At 69.6% G+C, this 18,562-nt stretch carries 19 protein-coding genes; 6 read left to right on the top strand and 13 right to left on the bottom strand.

The annotated features are described in order from the left end of the window. Positions 1–4 precede the first annotated feature (4 nt). Complete coding sequence (locus AB8K43_RS10385) at positions 5–616, top strand: pentapeptide repeat-containing protein (RefSeq protein ID WP_370894063.1); 612 nt, start codon at positions 5–7, stop codon at positions 614–616. On the opposite strand, the gene AB8K43_RS10390 is transcribed toward AB8K43_RS10385, so the two are convergent. The 4 genes from AB8K43_RS10390 to AB8K43_RS10405 form a co-directional block, all read right to left on the bottom strand. Next, positions 613–4,020, bottom strand: coding sequence for an error-prone DNA polymerase (locus AB8K43_RS10390; RefSeq protein ID WP_370894065.1), 3,408 nt, complete (start codon positions 4,018–4,020; stop codon positions 613–615). The genes AB8K43_RS10385 and AB8K43_RS10390 overlap by 4 nt on opposite strands. Positions 4,021–4,104: 84 nt before the next feature. Next, positions 4,105–5,664, bottom strand: a complete 1,560-nt coding sequence (locus AB8K43_RS10395) for a DNA polymerase Y family protein (RefSeq protein WP_370894067.1) — start codon at positions 5,662–5,664, stop codon at positions 4,105–4,107. Continuing rightward, complete coding sequence (locus AB8K43_RS10400; RefSeq protein ID WP_370894069.1) at positions 5,661–6,359, bottom strand: hypothetical protein; 699 nt, start codon at positions 6,357–6,359, stop codon at positions 5,661–5,663. Before AB8K43_RS10400 ends, AB8K43_RS10395 begins: the two co-directional genes overlap by 4 nt. Before the next feature lie 141 nt (positions 6,360–6,500). Then, positions 6,501–7,127: a TetR/AcrR family transcriptional regulator gene (locus AB8K43_RS10405; protein WP_370894071.1), complete on the bottom strand. Its 627-nt coding sequence runs from the start codon at positions 7,125–7,127 to the stop codon at positions 6,501–6,503. A 145-nt stretch (positions 7,128–7,272) separates the two neighbouring features. On the opposite strand from AB8K43_RS10405, the gene AB8K43_RS10410 reads away from it, so the two are divergent. From AB8K43_RS10410 to moaA, 5 genes are all read left to right on the top strand, one after another. Further along, positions 7,273–8,427: an acyl-CoA dehydrogenase family protein gene (locus AB8K43_RS10410; RefSeq protein ID WP_370894073.1), complete on the top strand. Its 1,155-nt coding sequence runs from the start codon at positions 7,273–7,275 to the stop codon at positions 8,425–8,427. Positions 8,428–8,471: 44 nt separating this feature from the next. Beyond that, positions 8,472–9,236 carry an SDR family oxidoreductase gene (locus AB8K43_RS10415; RefSeq protein ID WP_370894075.1) on the top strand — a complete coding sequence of 255 codons (765 nt, stop codon included), beginning with the start codon at positions 8,472–8,474 and terminating at the stop codon, positions 9,234–9,236. Between the two features lie 95 nt (positions 9,237–9,331). Next, complete coding sequence (locus tag AB8K43_RS10420; protein ID WP_370894077.1) at positions 9,332–9,862, top strand: molybdenum cofactor biosynthesis protein B; 531 nt, start codon at positions 9,332–9,334, stop codon at positions 9,860–9,862. Further along, on the top strand, positions 9,862–10,299 hold the full coding sequence (locus tag AB8K43_RS10425) for a molybdenum cofactor biosynthesis protein MoaE (RefSeq protein ID WP_370894079.1): 438 nt from the start codon (positions 9,862–9,864) through the stop codon (positions 10,297–10,299). Before AB8K43_RS10420 ends, AB8K43_RS10425 begins: the two co-directional genes overlap by 1 nt. Continuing rightward, a complete protein-coding gene (moaA, locus tag AB8K43_RS10430; protein WP_370894268.1) occupies positions 10,299–11,348 on the top strand; it encodes a GTP 3',8-cyclase MoaA in 1,050 nt (349 codons plus the stop codon). The genes AB8K43_RS10425 and moaA overlap by 1 nt, the downstream gene beginning before the upstream one ends. Here moaA and AB8K43_RS10435 read toward each other — a convergent pair. Genes AB8K43_RS10435 through narH form a run of 9 tightly spaced genes read right to left on the bottom strand, consistent with a single transcriptional unit; the run spans position 11,345 to position 18,543 of the window. Further along, positions 11,345–11,584, bottom strand: a complete 240-nt coding sequence (locus AB8K43_RS10435; RefSeq protein WP_370894081.1) for a MoaD/ThiS family protein — start codon at positions 11,582–11,584, stop codon at positions 11,345–11,347. The genes moaA and AB8K43_RS10435 overlap by 4 nt on opposite strands. Next, positions 11,577–11,843, bottom strand: a complete 267-nt coding sequence (locus tag AB8K43_RS10440) for a DUF6457 domain-containing protein (RefSeq protein ID WP_370894082.1) — start codon at positions 11,841–11,843, stop codon at positions 11,577–11,579. Before AB8K43_RS10440 ends, AB8K43_RS10435 begins: the two co-directional genes overlap by 8 nt. Continuing rightward, the gene (locus tag AB8K43_RS10445) at positions 11,840–12,433 is read right to left on the bottom strand and encodes a molybdenum cofactor guanylyltransferase (protein WP_370894084.1); all 594 of its coding nucleotides are present in this window, start codon (positions 12,431–12,433) and stop codon (positions 11,840–11,842) included. The genes AB8K43_RS10440 and AB8K43_RS10445 overlap by 4 nt, the downstream gene beginning before the upstream one ends. After that, positions 12,426–12,905, bottom strand: coding sequence for a cyclic pyranopterin monophosphate synthase MoaC (moaC, locus tag AB8K43_RS10450; RefSeq protein ID WP_370894085.1), 480 nt, complete (start codon positions 12,903–12,905; stop codon positions 12,426–12,428). The genes AB8K43_RS10445 and moaC overlap by 8 nt, the downstream gene beginning before the upstream one ends. Beyond that, on the bottom strand, positions 12,902–14,149 hold the full coding sequence (gene glp, locus AB8K43_RS10455) for a gephyrin-like molybdotransferase Glp (RefSeq protein WP_370894087.1): 1,248 nt from the start codon (positions 14,147–14,149) through the stop codon (positions 12,902–12,904). Before glp ends, moaC begins: the two co-directional genes overlap by 4 nt. A gap of 17 nt (positions 14,150–14,166) precedes the next feature. Further along, the gene (locus AB8K43_RS10460; RefSeq protein ID WP_370894089.1) at positions 14,167–15,351 is read right to left on the bottom strand and encodes a ThiF family adenylyltransferase; all 1,185 of its coding nucleotides are present in this window, start codon (positions 15,349–15,351) and stop codon (positions 14,167–14,169) included. Between the two features lie 47 nt (positions 15,352–15,398). Continuing rightward, positions 15,399–16,151 (bottom strand): respiratory nitrate reductase subunit gamma, encoded by a 753-nt coding sequence (gene narI / locus AB8K43_RS10465; RefSeq protein WP_370894091.1) that lies wholly within the window; start codon positions 16,149–16,151, stop codon positions 15,399–15,401. Further along, on the bottom strand, positions 16,148–16,879 hold the full coding sequence (gene narJ / locus AB8K43_RS10470) for a nitrate reductase molybdenum cofactor assembly chaperone (RefSeq protein ID WP_370894093.1): 732 nt from the start codon (positions 16,877–16,879) through the stop codon (positions 16,148–16,150). The genes narI and narJ overlap by 4 nt, the downstream gene beginning before the upstream one ends. Beyond that, positions 16,876–18,543: a nitrate reductase subunit beta gene (gene narH, locus AB8K43_RS10475; RefSeq protein ID WP_370894095.1), complete on the bottom strand. Its 1,668-nt coding sequence runs from the start codon at positions 18,541–18,543 to the stop codon at positions 16,876–16,878. Before narH ends, narJ begins: the two co-directional genes overlap by 4 nt. Positions 18,544–18,562 lie beyond the last annotated feature (19 nt).

The following is an 18,562-nucleotide window of genomic DNA, read 5'->3' on the forward strand; positions in this document are numbered from 1 at the left end:
CCCGGTGTCAGCCCGCCCGCTCCGTGAGGTGCTCGGCGCCACCACGTCGGTGGTCGGTGAGCACCTCACGGGTGGGCTGGAGCCGGGCGAGCGGGTCAGCGACGTCGAGTTCGAGGACTGCACCTTCGAGCGCGTCACTCTCGTCGGCGCCGGGCTGATCCGCTGCACCCTGCGCGATTGCACGGTGGTTGAGAGCGACCTCAGCCGCGTCGACCTCACCGACACCCTCGTGGGCGGGTGCACGATTCGCGACTCCCGTGCCCTCGGGGTTGCCTGGGCGCAAACCCGGACCTCCGGTCTGATCGCCGAACCCTGGACCGTCGTCGACTCGCGGCTCGACGACAGCTCCTTCATCGGGATGAGCCTGATCGAAGCGCGCTTCGTGGGTTGCCGGATGCGCGGCGTGGACTTCGACGACGCGGACCTTAGGCGGGCTCGCTTCGACAGCTGCGATCTCGCGGGCGCCCGTTTTGTGCGCACCGACCTGCGGGATGCGGACCTGCGATCGAGCGTGGAACTGACCCTCGACCCCCGCGACAACACCGTCACCGGACTACGCCTCGACCCGGCGGAAGCGCTGGGCCTGCTCACCCCCTTCGGGATCGTCGTCGACTAGCGGAAATCGCGAGAGCGCACCTTCCCGGAGATGGCGAGCGGCTGGAGCCGGTCCGCGAGCACATTGACCGCGCCATCGCGGATCTCGAGCAGGCCCCGGACGAGCAGCGCGGGCGCGGTCACCGAGTGCGGGCGACACCGGGCGAAGACCCCCTCGGTGCAGATCACATTGGTCATCCCGGTCTCGTCTTCGAGGTTGATGAAGGTGACGCCCCCGGCCGTCGCCGGGCGCTGCCGGTGGGTCACGACCCCGGCGACCTGAATCCGAGAGCCGCTGCGCGCGTCCCGAAGCTGCGAGGCCGCGAGGACCCCCATCGCGTCGAGGAAGCCGCGCTCGTGCGCGATCGGGTGGTCTCCGGTCGCGACGCCGGTCGACCACAGATCGGCCATCGTCTCCTCGACCGGGCTGAGCTCGGGCAGCCGGGGCGCTCCCACCCGGGGAGTGACCTCTTCGAGCTGGCCCGGTTGTTGTTGGGCGGCGAGGCCCGCACCCCACAGGGCCTGACGGCGGGTCAGGCCAAACCCGTCGAAGGCTCCTGAGGTTGCGAGGGCTTCGACCTGGGGGGCGGTGAGCGCGACCCGCCGGGTGAGGTCGATCAGGTTCGTGAAGGGACCTGACTCTCGGGCGTCGACGATGCGCTGCGCGGTGTCGACATCAAGGGAGGTGACCGCGGCGAGGCCCAACCGGACCGCGAGCGCCCCGTCGCGCCGGTGCTGCGGTGTGGGATCGGCGGTGCCTGGGACGAAGGGGGGCACCGTGGGCTGCTCGGTCGCGAGGCACTCGGGCTGGCCGGTCGCCGCGACGTGGTCCCCCGGTGGGCGCGGCCCCCCTTCGAGCGGCTCCAACCCGGCATGCACGCCCGAGGCGTTGATGCACGGCCGGTGCACGGTGACGCCATGGCGCCGGGCATCGGCGACGAGGCTTTGTGGGGAGTAAAAGCCCATCGGCTGGGCACGCAGCAGCCCGGCGAGGAAGGCGCCCGGGTGGTGCAACTTCAGCCATGACGAGGCGTAGACGAGCAGCGCGAAACTCAGCGAATGGGACTCGGCGAAGCCGAAGTTCGCAAAGGCCGCGATCTTGGCGTAGACCTCTTCGGCATCATCACCGGTGATCCCATTGGCGGCCATCCCGGCGAAGAGGCGATCGCGCAGGTCCGCGATCCGCTCGATGCCCCGTTTGGAGCCCAGCGCTCGGCGGAGGGCATCGGCCTCGTCGGCGTCGAAGCCCGAGATCGCGACCGCCATCTGCATGAGTTGCTCTTGGAAGAGCGGGACGCCGAGGGTGCGCTCGAGGACCGGTTCGAGGCAGGGGTGCAGGTAGGTGACGGGGTCCATGCCGGTGCGACGGCGCAGGTAAGGGTGGATCGCGCCGCCTTGGATCGGGCCGGGCCGGATTAGCGCGATCTCGATGACGAGGTCGTAGAAGCAGCGGGGGCGAAGGCGTGGCAGGGTGCCGATCTGGGCGCGGGACTCGACCTGGAAGACGCCGATCGAGTCGGCGCGGCAGAGCATGTCGTAGACCCCGGCCTCCTCCTTCGGCAGGTTCGCGAGGGTGAGTTCCTCCCCGAGGTGCTCGGCGACGAGATCGAAGGTGTATTGGATCGCGCCGAGCATGCCCAGGCCTAGCAGGTCGAACTTCACCAGGCCCATCCAGGCGCAGTCGTCCTTGTCCCACTGGAGCACGGTGCGCCCCGGCATGCGGGCGGGCTCGATCGGGCAGACCTCACTCACCGGCCGCTCGGTCAAGACCATCCCGCCGGAGTGGATCCCGAGGTGGCGTGGAGCGTGCATGAGGTCCCCGGCGAGCGCGATGACATCATCGGGGATCTCGTGCTCGCCGCCGGCGAGGTCGTTCCACCGGCCGACCTGCTTGCTCCAGGCATCTTGCTGGCCGGGGGAGTGGCCGAGCGCCTTGGCGACATCGCGCACCGCCGAACGCGGCCGGTAGGTGATCACATTGGCGACCTGCGCGGCGTTGAGCCGTCCGTACCGCTCGTAGACCCACTGGATCACCTCTTCGCGCCGGTCGGAGTCGAAGTCGATGTCGATATCCGGCTCCTCGTCGCGGGTCGTCGCGAGGAAGCGCTCGAAGGGCAGGGCATAGCGGATCGGGTCGATCGCGGTGACCCCGAGGACGTAACACACGGCCGAGGCGGCGGCGCTCCCTCGCCCCTGGTAGAGGATGCCCTGCGAACTCGCGAAGGCGGCGATGTCGTGGACGATGATGAAGTAGCCGGGGAAGTCCTTGGACTCGATGACCGAGAGCTCATGCTCGATCCGCGCGTGGTGCGCTGGCGTCGCCTCGGGGTAGCGCCAGGGCAGGCCGCGGCGGACGAGTTCGCGTAGCCAGGACATCGCGGTGTGGCCCGCCGGGATGTGATGCCGCGGGAGGCGGGGCGTCGCCTTGCGCAGCGAAAACGAGCATTCGGCGGCGATCTCGACCGTCCGTTCGATCGCCCCGGGGATGTGGCCGAGGAGGCGGTGCATCTCATCTCCGGAGTGCAGGTGGTTCCGCCCGACCGCGGGGAGCCAGCCGTCAAGGTCATCGAGGCTCCCGCGCGCCCGGACCGCCGCGACGACCTGGGCGAGGCGGGCCTGGTCGGGCGCCGCCGCGTGCGCACCGGTGGTCGCGACGACCCCCACTCCGGCTCGGTCCGCGACCGCGGCGAGCGCGTCGATCCGCGCGTCGTCCCCGGGCCGACCGTGGTGGGTGAGCTCCACGAAGACTTGCTCGCGGCCGTAGCGCTCGATGAGTTCATGGAGGGCTCGGTCCGCGGCGCGATGGTTGAAGGGGGTGAGCAGGCCATCGCCGAGGGCGGCGGGCACGGCACCCTTCCGGCATCCGGTAAGGACCAGGACGTGCCCGGCGATCTCGTCGGTGAGAGCGTCGCGGTCGTAGCGCGGCGCCCCCTTCTCCCCGGCAAGGTGCGCGCGGGTCATCGCCGAACTGAGCCGGTGATAGCCCTCGGTGCCTCGGGCCAGGACGACGAGGTGCTCACCGGCGGGGTCGGGGACCCCGGCCTGGGGTGCGGGGACGTCGAGGGAGAGTTCGGCGCCGTAGATCGTCGGGAGGTCATGGCCTTCGGCGGCCTCGGCGAGGCGAACCGCGCCGTAGAAGCCGTCGTGGTCGGTCAGGGCCAGGCCCCGCAAGCCCAGGCGAACCGCCTCTTGCACCAGCGCTTCGGGGCTACTCGCCCCGTCGAGGAAGCTGAAGGAGGAGTGCGCGTGCAACTCGGCGTAGGGCACCTGCGAGGGCGAAGGGGTGAGCGTCGGCGGGATATAGGGCGCTCGGTGGTGGGACCATCCCGGCGCGTCGCTGCCGTCGGGACGGGTCCGCCCGATCCTGGTCCCAGAGAGGGTCCCTTCGAGTTCGCGCCAGGGCATGGGCCGGTTTTCCCACCCCATCAGCCCACTCCCTCTCGCGCAGTCGATGTATCCCGTGGTCGCTGGTGACGTCCGGATACATCGACTCGGGTGTCTCGGGCGCGCCTAGTCATAGCGCGCCTCGGTCCACCACCGCCCGCCCTCGAGCGCGAGCAGCCAGGCCGAGCCGTCCACGGCGACGATTTGGACGCGAGCGACACGGCGGGTCTCGCCGGGCGCCCACCAGCGCTGCTCGCTCTCCCAGGGGCCGGCCCAGGCGGTGACGGGCAGCATCGGCCCGTCGGCCTGGGGGCGACAGTGGGTCGGCGTCGCGGTGAGGGCGCCGCGCTCGGTGAGCGCGATGTTCTCGCCGCGGGCGTCCTGCAGGCTCGCCTCGCGCGGCTGCGGATAGACCGTGGCTGGCTGTGGTGGCGGCACGTGACCCGGCCAGGGCGCAGCGACCGAGCGCGGGGGCGCATCGCCCCAGGGCACGAAGACCTGGCGCTCACCGGGGGCCCGACCACCGGCAAGGGCCGCCGTGCCGATCGCGGAGCGCCCGAGCATCCCCTGCACGGCGCTCGCGGCCCGCTGCACGTGTGGTCCGGCGCGCTCGCCCCAGAGGCCCTCGGCGAGATCACCGGCGGGGATGAGTTCGTCCGGGACGATCCGCACCGAGACGACCGGCGAGGCCGGGGGCTCGGCGTCGAGTTGCCAGCGGATCCGGTCGAGCAGGTCGTGGGCGTCGAAGCACCCCGGGTGGGCCCAACGCCGCTCGGTCACCCGCCCTTCGTCATCGCCGACCTCGATCCATGCCGCGGTACACGCCAGACGCGCCCGGTCGAGCTCTCGGATCAGCGTGATGACCGCCTCCTTAGAGCTCATGACAACCTGCTCGGCCCGGCGCAGGGGGGTATCGAGGTGCACGCTCGTTTCGTGTTCGTGCGGGGGCCGATGCGCGACGAAGGGGGTGGCTTCGGTGCCCGACGCTTGGCGGTGCGCGGCGAGCCCATCGGGGCCGAAACGGTGGTGCACATCGTGCTCGTCCAACCCCGCGAACTCGCCGAGGGTGCGCAGGCCGAGGCGGCGCAGGAGGCTCTCCAACTCGGGGCGAGCGAGGCAGGAGACCGGCAGGGGTGCGAGGAAGTGGGCATCGCCGCCGGGTGGGATGACCCGCCACTCCTGCGCGGCGGCGAGGCGGGCGGCCTGCTCGGCGGTGAAGGTGGCATCGGCGATCCCGATCCGCAGGTCGTCGATGCCAAGTCCCACCAGACACTCGGCGAGCAGGGCTGCGGCCACCGTCTCGTCGCCGTGATAGCGGGCGACACCGGTGATCGGCAACGCGAGGGTGCCGGGGCGTAGGACCTGCACGGCGGGCGCGAGCTCGGTCACCGCGGCGACCAAGGGTGCGAAGGCGCGCTCGTCGAGAGCCGGATCGTGTTGCAGGACAAGCAGGTCCGGGCAGCGGGCCTGCGCTTCTCGGGTCCTTAAGCCCCGCCGCACGCCGGCCCGCCTCGCGGTCGCCGAGCAGGCGTGGACCCGCCCGGCGGCGAAGACCGCCACCGGGACGCGCTCGCCAAAACTGATGCTGGTGGCGGCGGCCCGCACCGGCCAGTCGGGGCACCACAGCACGAGACGGCGGCTGCCTTCGGTGTGCGCGAGGGTGGCCGAAGCCAACGAGGCGGTCATGACGCGACCTGGATGTCGACGCCGCGGCGCCCTTCGGCGCTTTGGCTGCCCTCGCTCGGGCGGCGCAGGCCATCGATCTGCTGGATGAGGGTGACTCGGCGTGGGGGAGCGCTGCGGGTCGTGACTTCGATGCCGAGTTCACGACCAGTGAGGTGTCCGCGCCCTTCGCCAATCCCGCGCCACCGACTGCCGTGCAAGGTGATCCGGGAGGCGACGCGAGGCCAGGCCCGCGCCGGTCCGGCCTCATCCTCGGCGAGCAGGATCAGCGCGGCGGTCCGGGCCCGCAACCGGGCCGAGATGCGCGCGACCTCACCAGGGCTCGGCCGCGACGGTGGCGTGAGCACCACGACCGAAACCGCTTCGATGACGGCGGCGACGACCTCGCACCAGTCGGGGCCCGGGTCGGGGACGAGGAGGGTGCGATCGAGGTCAAGCCCATGGGCGTGGGCGGCCTCCGCGCCGAGCGCCGGGACCCCGATGACCGCGCTCCAGTAGCCAGGGGCGCAGGCGCTCGCGGCGAGGGCCGCGGCCAGGGTCGTCGACCCCTCGATCAGGTAGGTGTTCCCGGCGACCAAGCCATCGGGGAGCAGGGCGTGACCGGCATCGTCGAGCGCCAGCGCGGTGCGGGCCGGGCGGGTTGCCTCCATGGCCTGCACCCGAGCGGCGAGTTCGGCGACGACGGCTGCAGCGGACACCCTCTAAGTCGAACACATGTTCGATCATCGGGTCAATCCCCCTTCGACTGACTTTGCTTAAGCACGTCCTCGTTGCTCACCCTGGAGGGTCGGCAACGAGGACGTGCTTAAGCAAAGTCGGGACGGGGAGGGGGAGGGGGTTTAGGTGTCGGTGGGGTTGACGCCGACGAGGCGCAGCGCGAGGTCGGCGTAGGTCCGCTCGATCTCTTCGGGGGTCTGGCGCACTCCGGGGTGGTACCAGCGGGCCACGTCGACGGCCATGGACATGGCGGCGAGAGCGGTGGCCTTGGGGTCGACGGCGGTGAACTCGCCGGAGGCGACGCCCGCGGTGATCACCTGTTCGACGATCCGGTCGATTTCGCGGCGCAGCGCGAGGACTTCCTGCTGGTGCTCGTCGCTTAGGTGGCGGAACTCGTACTGCACGATCCGCGCGACCTGGTGCTGCTCGGCGTGCCAGCGGGCGAAGGCGCCGATCATGGCGCGCAGGGCCTCGGTTTGCGAGGACGATGCCGCGACCGCCTCGATCAGCGAATCGCGTGAGACCTCGTGACCCTCGCGGCTCAACTGGAAGAGCAGGTCCTCTTTGCTCGCGAAGTGGACGTAGACCCCGGCGGGGGAGAGCCCGGCGCGCGAGGCGATGTCCCGGGTCGTCGTGGCGTGAAACCCTTTGGCAGAGAAGGCGTCTGCCGCGGCCTCGAAGAGGCGCAAGACGGTGGCCGAGTTTGAGCTCGGGGTCACGACTGGGGCCGGGGAAGAGGTGCTGGTCACGTTGACAGCATGCCCTGGGTCGACAAGACTAAGCAAGCGCTTAGTCATCTTTGTGTGCCCGCACACGCAGCCGGCCAAGCCCCGATTCCTTACTCGTAGAAAAAGCGAACGGCGCCGACGCCCTTCGCGAAGGGAAAGAAGATCAATGCCTCGTAACCTCTATGACGCCGATCACGAGTCCTTCCGCTCCTCCGTCAAGGAGTTCGTCGAGCGGACCCTGGTCCCGCGCACCGAGTCGATGATCGCCGAGCACTCCATCCCGCGGGAGGTGTGGCTCGAGGCCGGCCAGCAGGGCTTCTTCGGCCTCACCGTGCCCGAGGAGTTCGGGGGCGCCGGGATCGATGACTACCGCTTCAACGCCGTCCTCGCCGAGGAGCTTGCGAAGTTCAACGCGGCGACCGCGTCCTGCTTCGGGATCCACTCCGACATCACCGCCCCCTACGTCGTCGCCCTCGGCACCGACGAGCAGAAGCAGCGCTGGCTCCCCGGCGTCGCAGCGGGCGAGAAGATCATGGCGATCGGGATGACCGAGCCCTCCGGCGGTTCGGACCTCGCCTCGCTGAAGACCACCGCGGTCAAGGCCGACGACGGCTCCGGCGACTGGATCATCAACGGCTCGAAGACCTTCATCACCAACGGCCACCAGTGCGACCTCGCGGTCGTCGCGGCCCGCACCGACCCGTCGAAGGGCGCCAAGGGCATCTCTCTGTTCGTCCTGGAGAAGGAGGACGAGGGCTTCACCAAGGGCCAGCCGCTGGACAAGGTCGGTCAGCCCGAGTCCGACACCTCCGAGCTGTTCTTCGACAACGTCCGCGTCCCTGGTGACCGCCTCCTCGGCCCGGAGGGCATGGGCTTCATCGCGATGATGCAAAAGCTGCCGCAGGAGCGCCTCGGCAACGCGATCGCCAACATCGCCAACGCCCGCCAGATCCTCGAAGAGACGATCCAGTACACCAAGGACCGCAAGGCCTTCGGTCAGCCGATCGGCACCTTCCAGCACAACAAGTTCAAGCTCGCCGAGCTCGTCACCAAGGTCGAGGTCACCGAGGCCTATGTCGACGACTGCGTCGCCGCGCACGCCGAGGGCAAGCTCACCGCCGTCGACGCCGCCAAGGCGAAGTGGTGGGCCGCCGAGGTCCAAAGCGATGTCCTCGACGAGTGCGTCCAGCTCCACGGTGGCTACGGCTTCATGAACGAGTACCGCGTCGCCCGCGCCTGGAAGGACGCCCGCGTACACAAGATCTGGGCCGGCACCAACGAGATCATGAAGGAACTCATCGGCCGGGACCTCGGTCTCTAACCGACGACCTCCGCTCTTCCACCACCACGAAGGGGATCACCCACATGGGTCTGCATGACGGCAAAGTCGCCATCATCACCGGTGCGTCCCGGGGCATCGGCCTCGGGATCGCCCAGCACCTGGTCGGCGAGGGCGCGAAGGTGGTCATCACCGGTCGCAAGCCCGAGCCGCTCGCCGAGGCCGTCGCGCAGCTCGGGGGCCCCGACGTGGCCCTCGGCGTGCCGGGCAACGCGAGCGACGCGGCTCACCAGGACGAGGTGATCGCGGCCGCCCGCGAGACCTTCGGTGGCCTGCACCTGCTGGTCAACAACACCGGGATCAACCCGGTCTACGGGCCGATGCTCGATGCCGACCTCGATGTGGTGCGCAAGATCTTCGAGACCAATGTCTTCGCGACGGCCTCGTGGATCACTAAGGGCACCGCGGCGAGCCCGACCGATGGCGAAGGGGGCGGCCTGACCTCGGTGGTCAACGTCGCCTCGATCGCCGGGATCGGCGCGACCGGCCTCATCGGGTGGTACGCGGTCAGCAAGGCGGCGGTCATGCACCTCACCGTCGAGCTCGGCTACCAGCTGGGCCCGAACGTGCGGGTCAACGCCGTCGCCCCCGCGGTCGTCAAGACCAACTTCGCCGAGGCGCTCTACTCCGGGCGTGAGGAGCAGGTCGCTGCGGCCTACCCGATGAAGCGCCTCGGCGCTCCGGAGGATATTGCCGGCGCGGTCTCCTTCTTGCTCTCGGAGCAGGCGGGCTGGATCACCGGTCAGACCCTCGTCGTCGACGGCGGCGTGACCTTGGGCGGCCAGCTCTAACCTCTCGTCGCCCGTCATCCGCGGCCCCCACCTGCTTCGTGCAGTGGGGGCCGCGGCGTTGGGGTCGAGCGCAGCGCGACAGGTATCGTGTGGTGGTGCCAGAGTCCACCGCCACCCGCACCCTCGCTCGGGTCATCACGGTCTCCGACCGGTCCGCGCGCGGGGCACGACCCGATGCCTCGGGACCGGAGGCGGAAAACCTCCTCACCGCCGCCGGTTACGACGTGAGCGGCGACATCATCCCCGACGGCGCGGGCCCGGTATCCGAGGCCATCCGCGCGGCCATCTCCGACGGCGCCCGCCTGATCATCACCACCGGTGGCACCGGCGTCGGACCGCGCGATCGCACTCCCGAGGGCACCGTCAACGTGATCAGCCGCGAGGTCCCCGGTCTGGCGGAACTCCTGCGGGCGAAGGGCGCCGAGGTCACCCCGCACGCCGTCCTCACCCGGGGCATCGTCGGTGTCATCGACGCCCATCCCGGGGAGGGCGCGATCGCGCCCGCCTTCGCCGGTGCGCTCGTGGCGAACCTGCCGGGCAGTCCGAAGGGGGTCCGCGAGGGCCTCGCCGTGCTCATCCCGCTCGTCCCGCACATCCTCGATCAACTCGCAGGCGGTGACCACTGATGGCCCGCGTCCTCGCCGAGGTCAGCAACGAGCCGCTCGATCTGGCCGCGATGATTGCTGCCGTGCAGTCCCCACGTCACGGCGCCGTGACGACCTTCGTCGGGCAGGTCCGCGACCACGACCCCGAAGCCGAGGGGGAGGTCGTCGGGATCGAATACACCTGCCATCCCGATGCGCCCCAGATGATCCAGCAGATCGTGGCCCGCGTCCTCGCCGAGCATGATCCCGACGGGACCTGCGATGTCGCGATCGGGCACCGGATCGGCACGCTCGTCGTCGGTGATCTCGCCCTCGTCGCCGCGGTCGCAAGCGCCCACCGGGCTCCCGCCTTCGAGGTCTGCCGGGCTGTGGTCGAGGCGGTCAAACACGACCTCCCAGTCTGGAAGCGGCAGTTCCAGGCCGACGGCACCCACGTCTGGTCCGGAATCTCGTGCTGATCGACCTACCCGACCCCGCGCCACGAGATAGCGGTGCGGCCCCGGTCCCGACCGATGGGCCGCTCGTGGACCGCTACGGCCGGGTGCACCGTGACCTGCGCGTCTCGCTCACCGATCACTGCAATCTGCGCTGCACCTATTGCATGCCCGCCGAGGGCGTGCCGTGGCTCGCGAAGCCGGACCTGCTCACCACCGATGAGCTGGTCCGGGTCGTGGAGATCGCTGCGGGTCTCGGGATCACCGAGGTGCGACTGACCGGTGGCGAACCGCTCATCCGCCCCGATGTCGTCGACGTCGTCGCTCGGGTTGCCTCGATCAGCGGCCCGGATGGACCACTCGAGGTCTCGATGACGACGAACGGGCTCGGGCTTCAGCGGCTCGCGGTCCCCCTTCACGAAGCCGGGCTGGCCCGGGTCAACGTCAGCTTGGACACCCTCTCGCGCGAGCGGTTCGCCGAGATCACCCGGCGGGATCGCTTCGATGACGTGATCGCCGGGATCGAGGCGGCGGCTTCCGCTGGCCTCGCGCCGGTCAAGATCAACTCCGTCCTCCAGCGCGGCATCAATGACGATGAGGCCGCCGACCTGCTGCGCTGGGCGCTCGAGCACGGCTATGAGTTGCGCTTCATCGAGCAGATGCCCCTCGACGGCGGGCACACCTGGCAGCGCTCCCAGATGATCACCGGGGCCGAAATCCTGGCGGCCCTGCGCGAAGAGTTCACCCTGACCGAGGTTCCCGGACGGGGTGCCGCGCCCGCGGAGCGCTTCCTCGTCGATGGCGGCGCGGCGGTCGTCGGGGTCATCGCGTCGGTGACGATGCCCTTCTGCGGCGCCTGCGATCGCCTCCGGCTCACCGCGGACGGCCAGTTGCGCTCCTGCCTCTTCGCCCGGGGCGAATCCGATCTGCGCGAGATCTTGCGAAGCGACGGGACCGACGAAGAGGTCGAGCGGATCGTGCGGACCTGCGTCGCGGGCAAACTCGCTGGTCACGGGATCAACCGCCCCGGATTCCTCCAGCCGCCGCGGCCGATGAGCGCGATCGGCGGTTAGCCCCCCGCGAAGGGAGGCAACACATCGACCCGGGAATCCGCCCGAAGGGGGGTCTTCGGGTCGGCCGAGAAGGACCCGTCGACGAGCACCGAGCAGCGGTTCAAGACAGAGCCGAGGCGCGGCCCATGGCGCTGCGTCACGAGGGTGAGCAGGGCGCCGAGGGTGTCGGCGCTCACGTGCTCATCGCTCACCCCGGCGGCCTCCCCAGCCGCCGCGAAGTACCGGACCTCAGCCATGCTCGCTCACCCGCTCGGTAATCGTGCGCTCGATCGCGTCGTGGAGGGCTGCTCGATCGGCGTCAGGGTGCCGACCGATCGCCATGCCCAAGATGAAGGCGCCGACCGGTGCCATCGGCCGCTCGAACTCGTGCGCGATCACCCGAGTGAGGTCGTGAATGCCGCCCACGTCGACGCTCGCGGGGTCGATGTCGACCTGCCCGCAGGCGTCAACGATCCAGTCGTGCCAGACCTCTTCGGCCTGAACCAGGTCGCTCATGTCGGTTCTCCTTGTTGATGGCGGCGCAGATCCGCCGGGGTGTCGATATCGGCGACGAGCTCATCGTCGGCAGGGACGGCGTGGAGGTCGAGGCTCCCAAGCAGTGCGCCCATGGACCGGTTCACTGGGTCGCCGAGGCGCGTCGTCGCCTCTCGCAGCGAGGCCGCGCGGTAAATGCCGAGGAGCCATTGGAGGTGATCGTCACCGTCGGTGAGGCACCACCCATCGACGGGTTGGGCCGGATCCATCGCGTCCAGCAGGCGCTCGACGGCCGGGACAGGATGCGCGAGGTCGGAGGCGAGAAGGGCGACGAAGGGGGCGGGCTCGCCGAGTGCCGTCAGGCCTGCGACGACGCCAGCGGCTGGCCCGGACCGAGGCGGTTCCTCACTGGTGCGGATGACGCCGTCGGGGACCTCAACGGCGCCGACAACGACCCGTGAGCGCGCGGTCGCGACTGCGTCGAGGACGTGGTCGAGGAGCCGCGCCTGGCGCACGACGAGATCGGGTTTGCTCACCCCGCCGAGGCGCTCGCCGGATCCGCCAGCGACGATCACTGCGTCGTAGGGCACCGGGGCCGATGCCTTACTCATCGCGTCGCCAGGTCCCGGAGCGCCCGCCCTCCTTGGCGAGCAGCCGCACATCGCTCAAGTGAGCCGTGCGGTCGACCCCCTTGATCATGTCGATGACGGCGAGGCCAGCGACCGCGACGCAGGTCAGTGCCTCCATCTCCACGCCGGTCCGATCGGCCGTGCGCACGGTCGCCGAGATGGTCACGCCCTGATCGACGATCTCGAGGTCGACGACCACGCCGTGGACGCCGATGACGTGGGCTAGGGGGAGCAGGTCGGGGGTCTTTTTCGCGGCTTGGATCCCGGCGATGCGAGCGACCGCGAGGACATCCCCCTTCGGCACCGTCCCGTCTCGAAGGAGCGCGACGACATCGGGGGAGCAGCGGACCAGTCCCGCGGCCGTTGCGGCGCGCGTGGTCGGGCTCTTGCCGGTCACGTCGACCATCCGGGCCTCGCCGGTGGCGTCGAGATGGGTCAGCGGGTGCTCGGTCACGTCAGGCTCCGAATCTGGATCAGGTCGCGAGCAGCGACCTCGGTGGTCTCCTCGGGGATCTCGGCCAGCGCGTCGGCTCCGGCGAGCGAGGTGACCATGTGTGAGGCCGAGCCCCGCCGGTGGGTCGGTGCGGCGAGCAGGCGACCGTCCACGTCCGTGCGCAAGGAGACCGGCACAAACTGGCGTCGACCCGATGGCGAGCGCCACGTCCCGTCCGCGATCGCCGTGGTGAGGGTGTCGGTGCGGTGGCTGCCGAGGAGCCGTTCGACCATGGGGCGACCGAAGAGGGTGAAGGAGATCGCGGCGCTCACGGGGTTCCCGGGGAGGGCCAGGACCGGGGTCTGGCCCCGCCACCGCGCCCACCCCTGGGGTTTGCCTGGCTGGATCCGCACATGCCGGAAGGTCGCTGCGGCATGCTCCTGCAAGGCGATACGTGCCACGTCGTACGCGCCGACGCTCACTCCGCCGGTCACGATGATGAGGTCGGCACGCGCCGCCAGCTCGTCAAGCGCCGCAACGAAGGCGTCGACCTCGTCGCGGATCGGTTCCCGCCTGAGGACCTCGGCGCCGAGGGTGGCCAGTTGGGCGGCGAGGGTCGGGCCATTGGATTCGTAGATCTGGCCGCGCTCGAGAGCGGTGCCCGGAGCAGCGAGCTCGTCGCCGGTGGTGGCGAGGGCGACCACTGGTCGGGCGCGGACCTCGACCTCACCGATCCCGATCCCGGCGAGCGCCGACACGATGCCGGGCTCCACCCGGTCACCCACTGCGGCGACTTGAGCCCCGCGGGAGACATCCTCGCCCGCGCCGCGGACGTGGGCTCCGCGGCCCCGATCGGGGCGTTCGCGGATGATCACCTCGGTGAGGCCGCCATCGGTGAGTTCGACCGGGACGACGGAGTCGGTCAGGCTCGGGACGGGAGCCCCCGTCATCACGCGGACGCACTCGCCGGGCGCCACCGGCGGGTCCCAGCGACTGCCAGCGGGGACATCGCCGCGCACGATCAGGCGCGTCTCGCCCCCTTCGGCGAGGTCGTCCCAGCGCACCGCATAGCCATCCATCGCCGAGTTAGCGAAGGGCGGCACGTCGATCGGCGACGCGATGTCCTCGGCGAGGACCCGTCCGAGAGCATCGCGGAGGTGGACCCTCTCGGTGCGTGGCGTCGGCGAGACCAAGGCGAGCACTTCATCGCGGTACTCGTCGTAGGTCAGCAGCGCGCGGGGCGCGGGCACCTCATGGGTGGTCATCGATCACGCCTTGGTCGTCAGTAGCGCGGGATGGTGGGGTCGATCTGGTCGATCCACCCGAGGATCCCGCCATCGAGGAGATAGAGGTTCGTGAGGCCGCGATCGCGCAGTGCGGTCGCGGCGGCCACCGCGCGGGGTCCGGCCTTGCAGTAGATGACGATGTCGCGATCGCGGGGGAGGTCCTCGTGCGACGTGGGGTCATCTTGCAGATCTCCCAGCGGCCGTGGGTGAGCGCCGGGCACCCGGCCCATCGCGACCTCCTGCGGCTCGCGCACGTCAAGGACGAAGGGCGTCGGTCGCTCCGGGGGAACCGCGCCATTGGTGCCGGGTAGTCCCAACCAGGCCGCCAACTCGCGCGGACCGATCATCGGTAGCGGGACGCTCCGGCTGCGCGTGCGCGCCGGGGGTTCTGCGCTGCGGGGACGAAGGGGGATAAGCGCGGTGGTGAAGGTCAGCGAGTCGAGGTAGAGCACCCGTCCGAGCAGGCTCTCGCCGGTCCCGGTGAGCAGCTTCAGCGCCTCGGTCGCCATCAGCGAGCCGACCTGCCCGACGAGCGGGCCGAGCACGCCAGCATCGCCGCAGGCAGGAGCATCGGTCGGATCCGGCGGGATGGGGAAGAGGTCGCGTAGGTCGACACCGGTGACCCCGGGGACCGTGGGTTCCTTCCAAAAGAGCGCCACTTGCGCCTGGGTCCGATAGACCGCGGCCCAGATGAAGGGCAGGCCCAATTCGGCGCACACATCGTTGACCACATAGCGCGTCGGGAAGTTGTCGCTGCCGTCGAGCACTAGGTCGTGACCGGCGAGCAGATCCCGCGCGGTCTCGGCGGTGAGCCGCGCGCGCATCCCGGTGATCCGGCAGTCCGGGTTGAGTTCGCGGACCCGGGCGACGGCGCTGTCGACCTTGGCGAGGCCGACATCGCTCGCGTCGTGGATCACCTGACGCTGCAGGTTCGTCAGGTCGACGGAGTCGTCGTCGATGACCGTGACCCGACCGACACCCGCGGCGGAGAGGTAGAGCAACGCCGGCGAACCGAGACCCCCGGCGCCGACCACGGCGACTCGAGCGTTGAGCAGGCGACGCTGCCCCTCTTCGCCGATCATCGGCATCAGGAGGTGGCGTGCGTACCGCGTGCGTTGGGCGGCGTCGAGCGAAGGCCCGATGTCGACGAGGGGCGGGATGGCAGGCACGGCGTGGGTCACCCCTGCAAAGGTACCGGGCGTGCGCTGCGGATCGGCAGTCGTGGTCACTAGCGCTTGCGCTGCAGCTCGGGCCGGTCCCAACCGCGCCGCGGAGCGTGAGTGCCGGTGCCGTAGCCGGAACGCTGATCGGCAGAGCGGTAGACGATGTACGGCCGGGTGAGATACCCGATCGGGGCGCTAAAGACGTGCACGAGCCGGGTGAAGGGCCACATCGCGAAGAGGATCATCGCGGTGAGGGCGTGCAGCTGGAAGCCGATCGGCGCCTGCGCCATCAGGTCGGGCTGGGGCATGAAGGTGAAAATGCTGCGCCACCAGACCGATACCCCTTCTCGGTAGTCGTAGTGCCCGCCCAGGTTGAGCAGAGACCCCGCGATGGTGTTCCAGATGCCGAGGATCATCACCAGGGCCAAGAAGAAGTACATGACCTTGTCGTTGACCGTCGTCGCGCTAAACACCGGGCCGGTGGTGCGCCGGCGATAGACCAAGATCGCCAGCCCCGCGAGCGCGGCGATCCCTGCGGGGATTCCGCCGGCGAGCGCGATGAAGTGGTAGACCTCCGGGCTGATCCCGAGCGCGTCGGTCCACAGCTTTGGGATCACGAGGCCGATGACGTGCCCCATGACGACGCCGAGCATGCCGAAGTGGAAGAGCGGGCTGCCGATCCGCAGGAGCCGGTCTTCGTATAGCTGAGAGCTGCGGGTGGTCCAGCCGAACTTGTCGTACCGGTACCGCCAGAAGTGCCCCACGACGAAGATCGCCAGGCTGAGATACGGGACGATGACCCACAAAAAGACACTCATCGGGATGCTCCTACGGGGATGGTCTGACCAAGGTCGGTGACGCCACTGCTCGCGCCGCCCGGCTCGTACAGGGCCGGATCCATGGCGTAGGGCGCCTGGTCGATCCCGACCTCTTCTTGGGGTGGTCCTTCGGCGATGAGTCGGGCGAGGGCCTCGTGATCATCACCTTCCAGGGGAGGCAGGGTCGCGCGCAGGGCGGCGATCACGTGGCGCCACGGCGAGGACCGATCGTCGAGGGCGGCGCGCAGTAATTCGATTCCGACACGATGGTCGTTCAGCAGTTTCCACGCGGCGTCGCGATCGACGCTCGCGCCGAACTCCAGCACGACGCTTAAGTGGTCGGGCAACTCGCTGTCTTCATCGCCGAGGACGACCCCGGCGTGACGATACGTCTGCTTGAACTGCACCAGCGCGACGCCGCGCTTACGGGTGTCCCCGTGGAGGAAATAGGTGAGGTGCAGCGCGCAGCGCCGGGTGACGTCGAAGGTGTCGACGTACTCCGACTGCAGGTCCGTCAGATCGCTGCCAGCCAGGTGGTCGAGGAAGGCGGTGAGTGGCTGCGCTACCTCACCCGGCAACTGCGCTGCGACAGCGCGCAGGTCAGGCAGGCGAGCGAGCAGCGCCTCGTCCGGATAGTCGAGCAACACCGAGACGAGCTGCCAGGTGTCGGCGAGCTCGCGCTCGCTCAGCGCGGGGGTCCTGCGGCGGTGCCGTCGCCACGGGATCATCGGCGCTCACCCTGGGTGGACGAGGTCTGGCCATCGCTCGGGAAGAGCCCGTCGGGGACACCACGACCATCCCAACTCAGCAGGTTGACCCGTCCCGCCTTCGACCCGCCGCCGATGAGTTCGTCGGAGGTCTGACGCTCCTTCAACATCTCGAAGTTTTCGACCGCGACCGGGGTCAGGCCGCCCGATCCTTCGCCGAAGAGCCCGGGCTGCTCGTCGAAGGCGGACACGGCACACTCGGTGGCGAGCTCCTCCAGCGCGTGGGCCTGCTCGGCGTGCGCGGTGGGGATCACGTAGCGGTCCTGGTACTTCGCGATCGCGAGCAGCCGGAACATCTCGTAGAGATCCTCTTCGCTCATCCCGACGGCCTCGGCGATCTTCGGGTTCCCGTCCCCGCCGAGGTTCAGATCGCGCATATACGAGCGCATCGCGGCGAGCTTCTTCAGCACGGCGTCGACCGGGGCGACCTCGCCAGCGGTGAAGAGGTTGGCGAGGTATTCGACCGGGATGCGCATCGCGTCGATCGCGGCGAAGAGGGTGCGCTGGTCTTCGGCATCGCTGCCGGTTTCGGCGACGACATCGACGACCGGTGAGAGCGGTGGGATGTACCAGACCATCGGCATGGTGCGGTACTCCGGGTGGAGCGGCAGGGCCACCTTGTAATCCATGATGAGCCGGCGCACGGGGGAGCGGCGGGCCGCGTCCATCCAGTCCGCGGGGATCCCGGCCTGCTCGGCCGCGCGCTGCACCTCGGGGTCGAAGGGGTCGAGGAAGACGTCACGCTGGGCTTCGTAGAGCCCGTGTTCGTCGGTCGTGCTGGCCGCTTCGAGGACCCGGTCGGCGTCGTAGAGCATGATCCCGATGTAGCGCAGCCGACCGACGCAGGTTTCGGAACACACCGTCGGGATGCCCACCTCGACGCGCGGATAGCAGAAGGTGCACTTCTCGGCCTTGCCGGTCTTGTGGTTGAAGTAGACCTTCTTGTACGGGCAGCCCGAGATGCACATGCGCCAACCGCGGCACCGGTCCTGGTCGACGAGGACGATCCCGTCCTCGCTGCGCTTGTAGATCGCGCCGGAGGGACACGAGGCCGCGCAACTGGGGTTCAGGCAGTGCTCACAGATCCGGGGGAGGTAGAACATGAAGGTCTGCTCGAACTCCATCTTCACCTTGTCCTGCAGGCCCTTGAGCATGGGGTCCTTCACGGCATGCTCCTGGCTACCGCCTAGGTCGTCATCCCAGTTCGCCGACCAGGAGACGTTCATCTGCTTACCGGAGATCAGTGAGAAGGGGCGCGCGACCGGGAAGTTCTTCTGCGCCGGGGCGTTGAGCAGCGTCTCGTAGTCGTAAGTCCAGGGCTCGTAATAGTCCTGGATGCTCGGCATCTTGGGGTTGGAGAAGATGTTGAGCAGCTTGTGGAAGCGGCCACCGCCCTTCAGCGTCAGCCGGCCAGAGCGGGTGAGGGTCCAGCCGCCCTTCCACTCGTCCTGGTTTTCGTAGCCGCGTGGATACCCCAGGCCCGGGCGGGTCTCGACGTTGTTAAACCACACGTACTCGGTACCGGTCCGATTGGTCCAGGCCTGCTTACAGGTCACCGAGCAGGTGTGACACCCGATGCACTTGTCGAGGTTCATGACCATGGCCATCTGTGCCATGACGCGCATATCGCTTGCTCCTAAGTCT

This window comes from Janibacter sp. GXQ6167, assembly GCF_041365945.1.
Taxonomy (GTDB): Bacteria; Actinomycetota; Actinomycetes; order Actinomycetales; family Dermatophilaceae; genus JBGFSK01.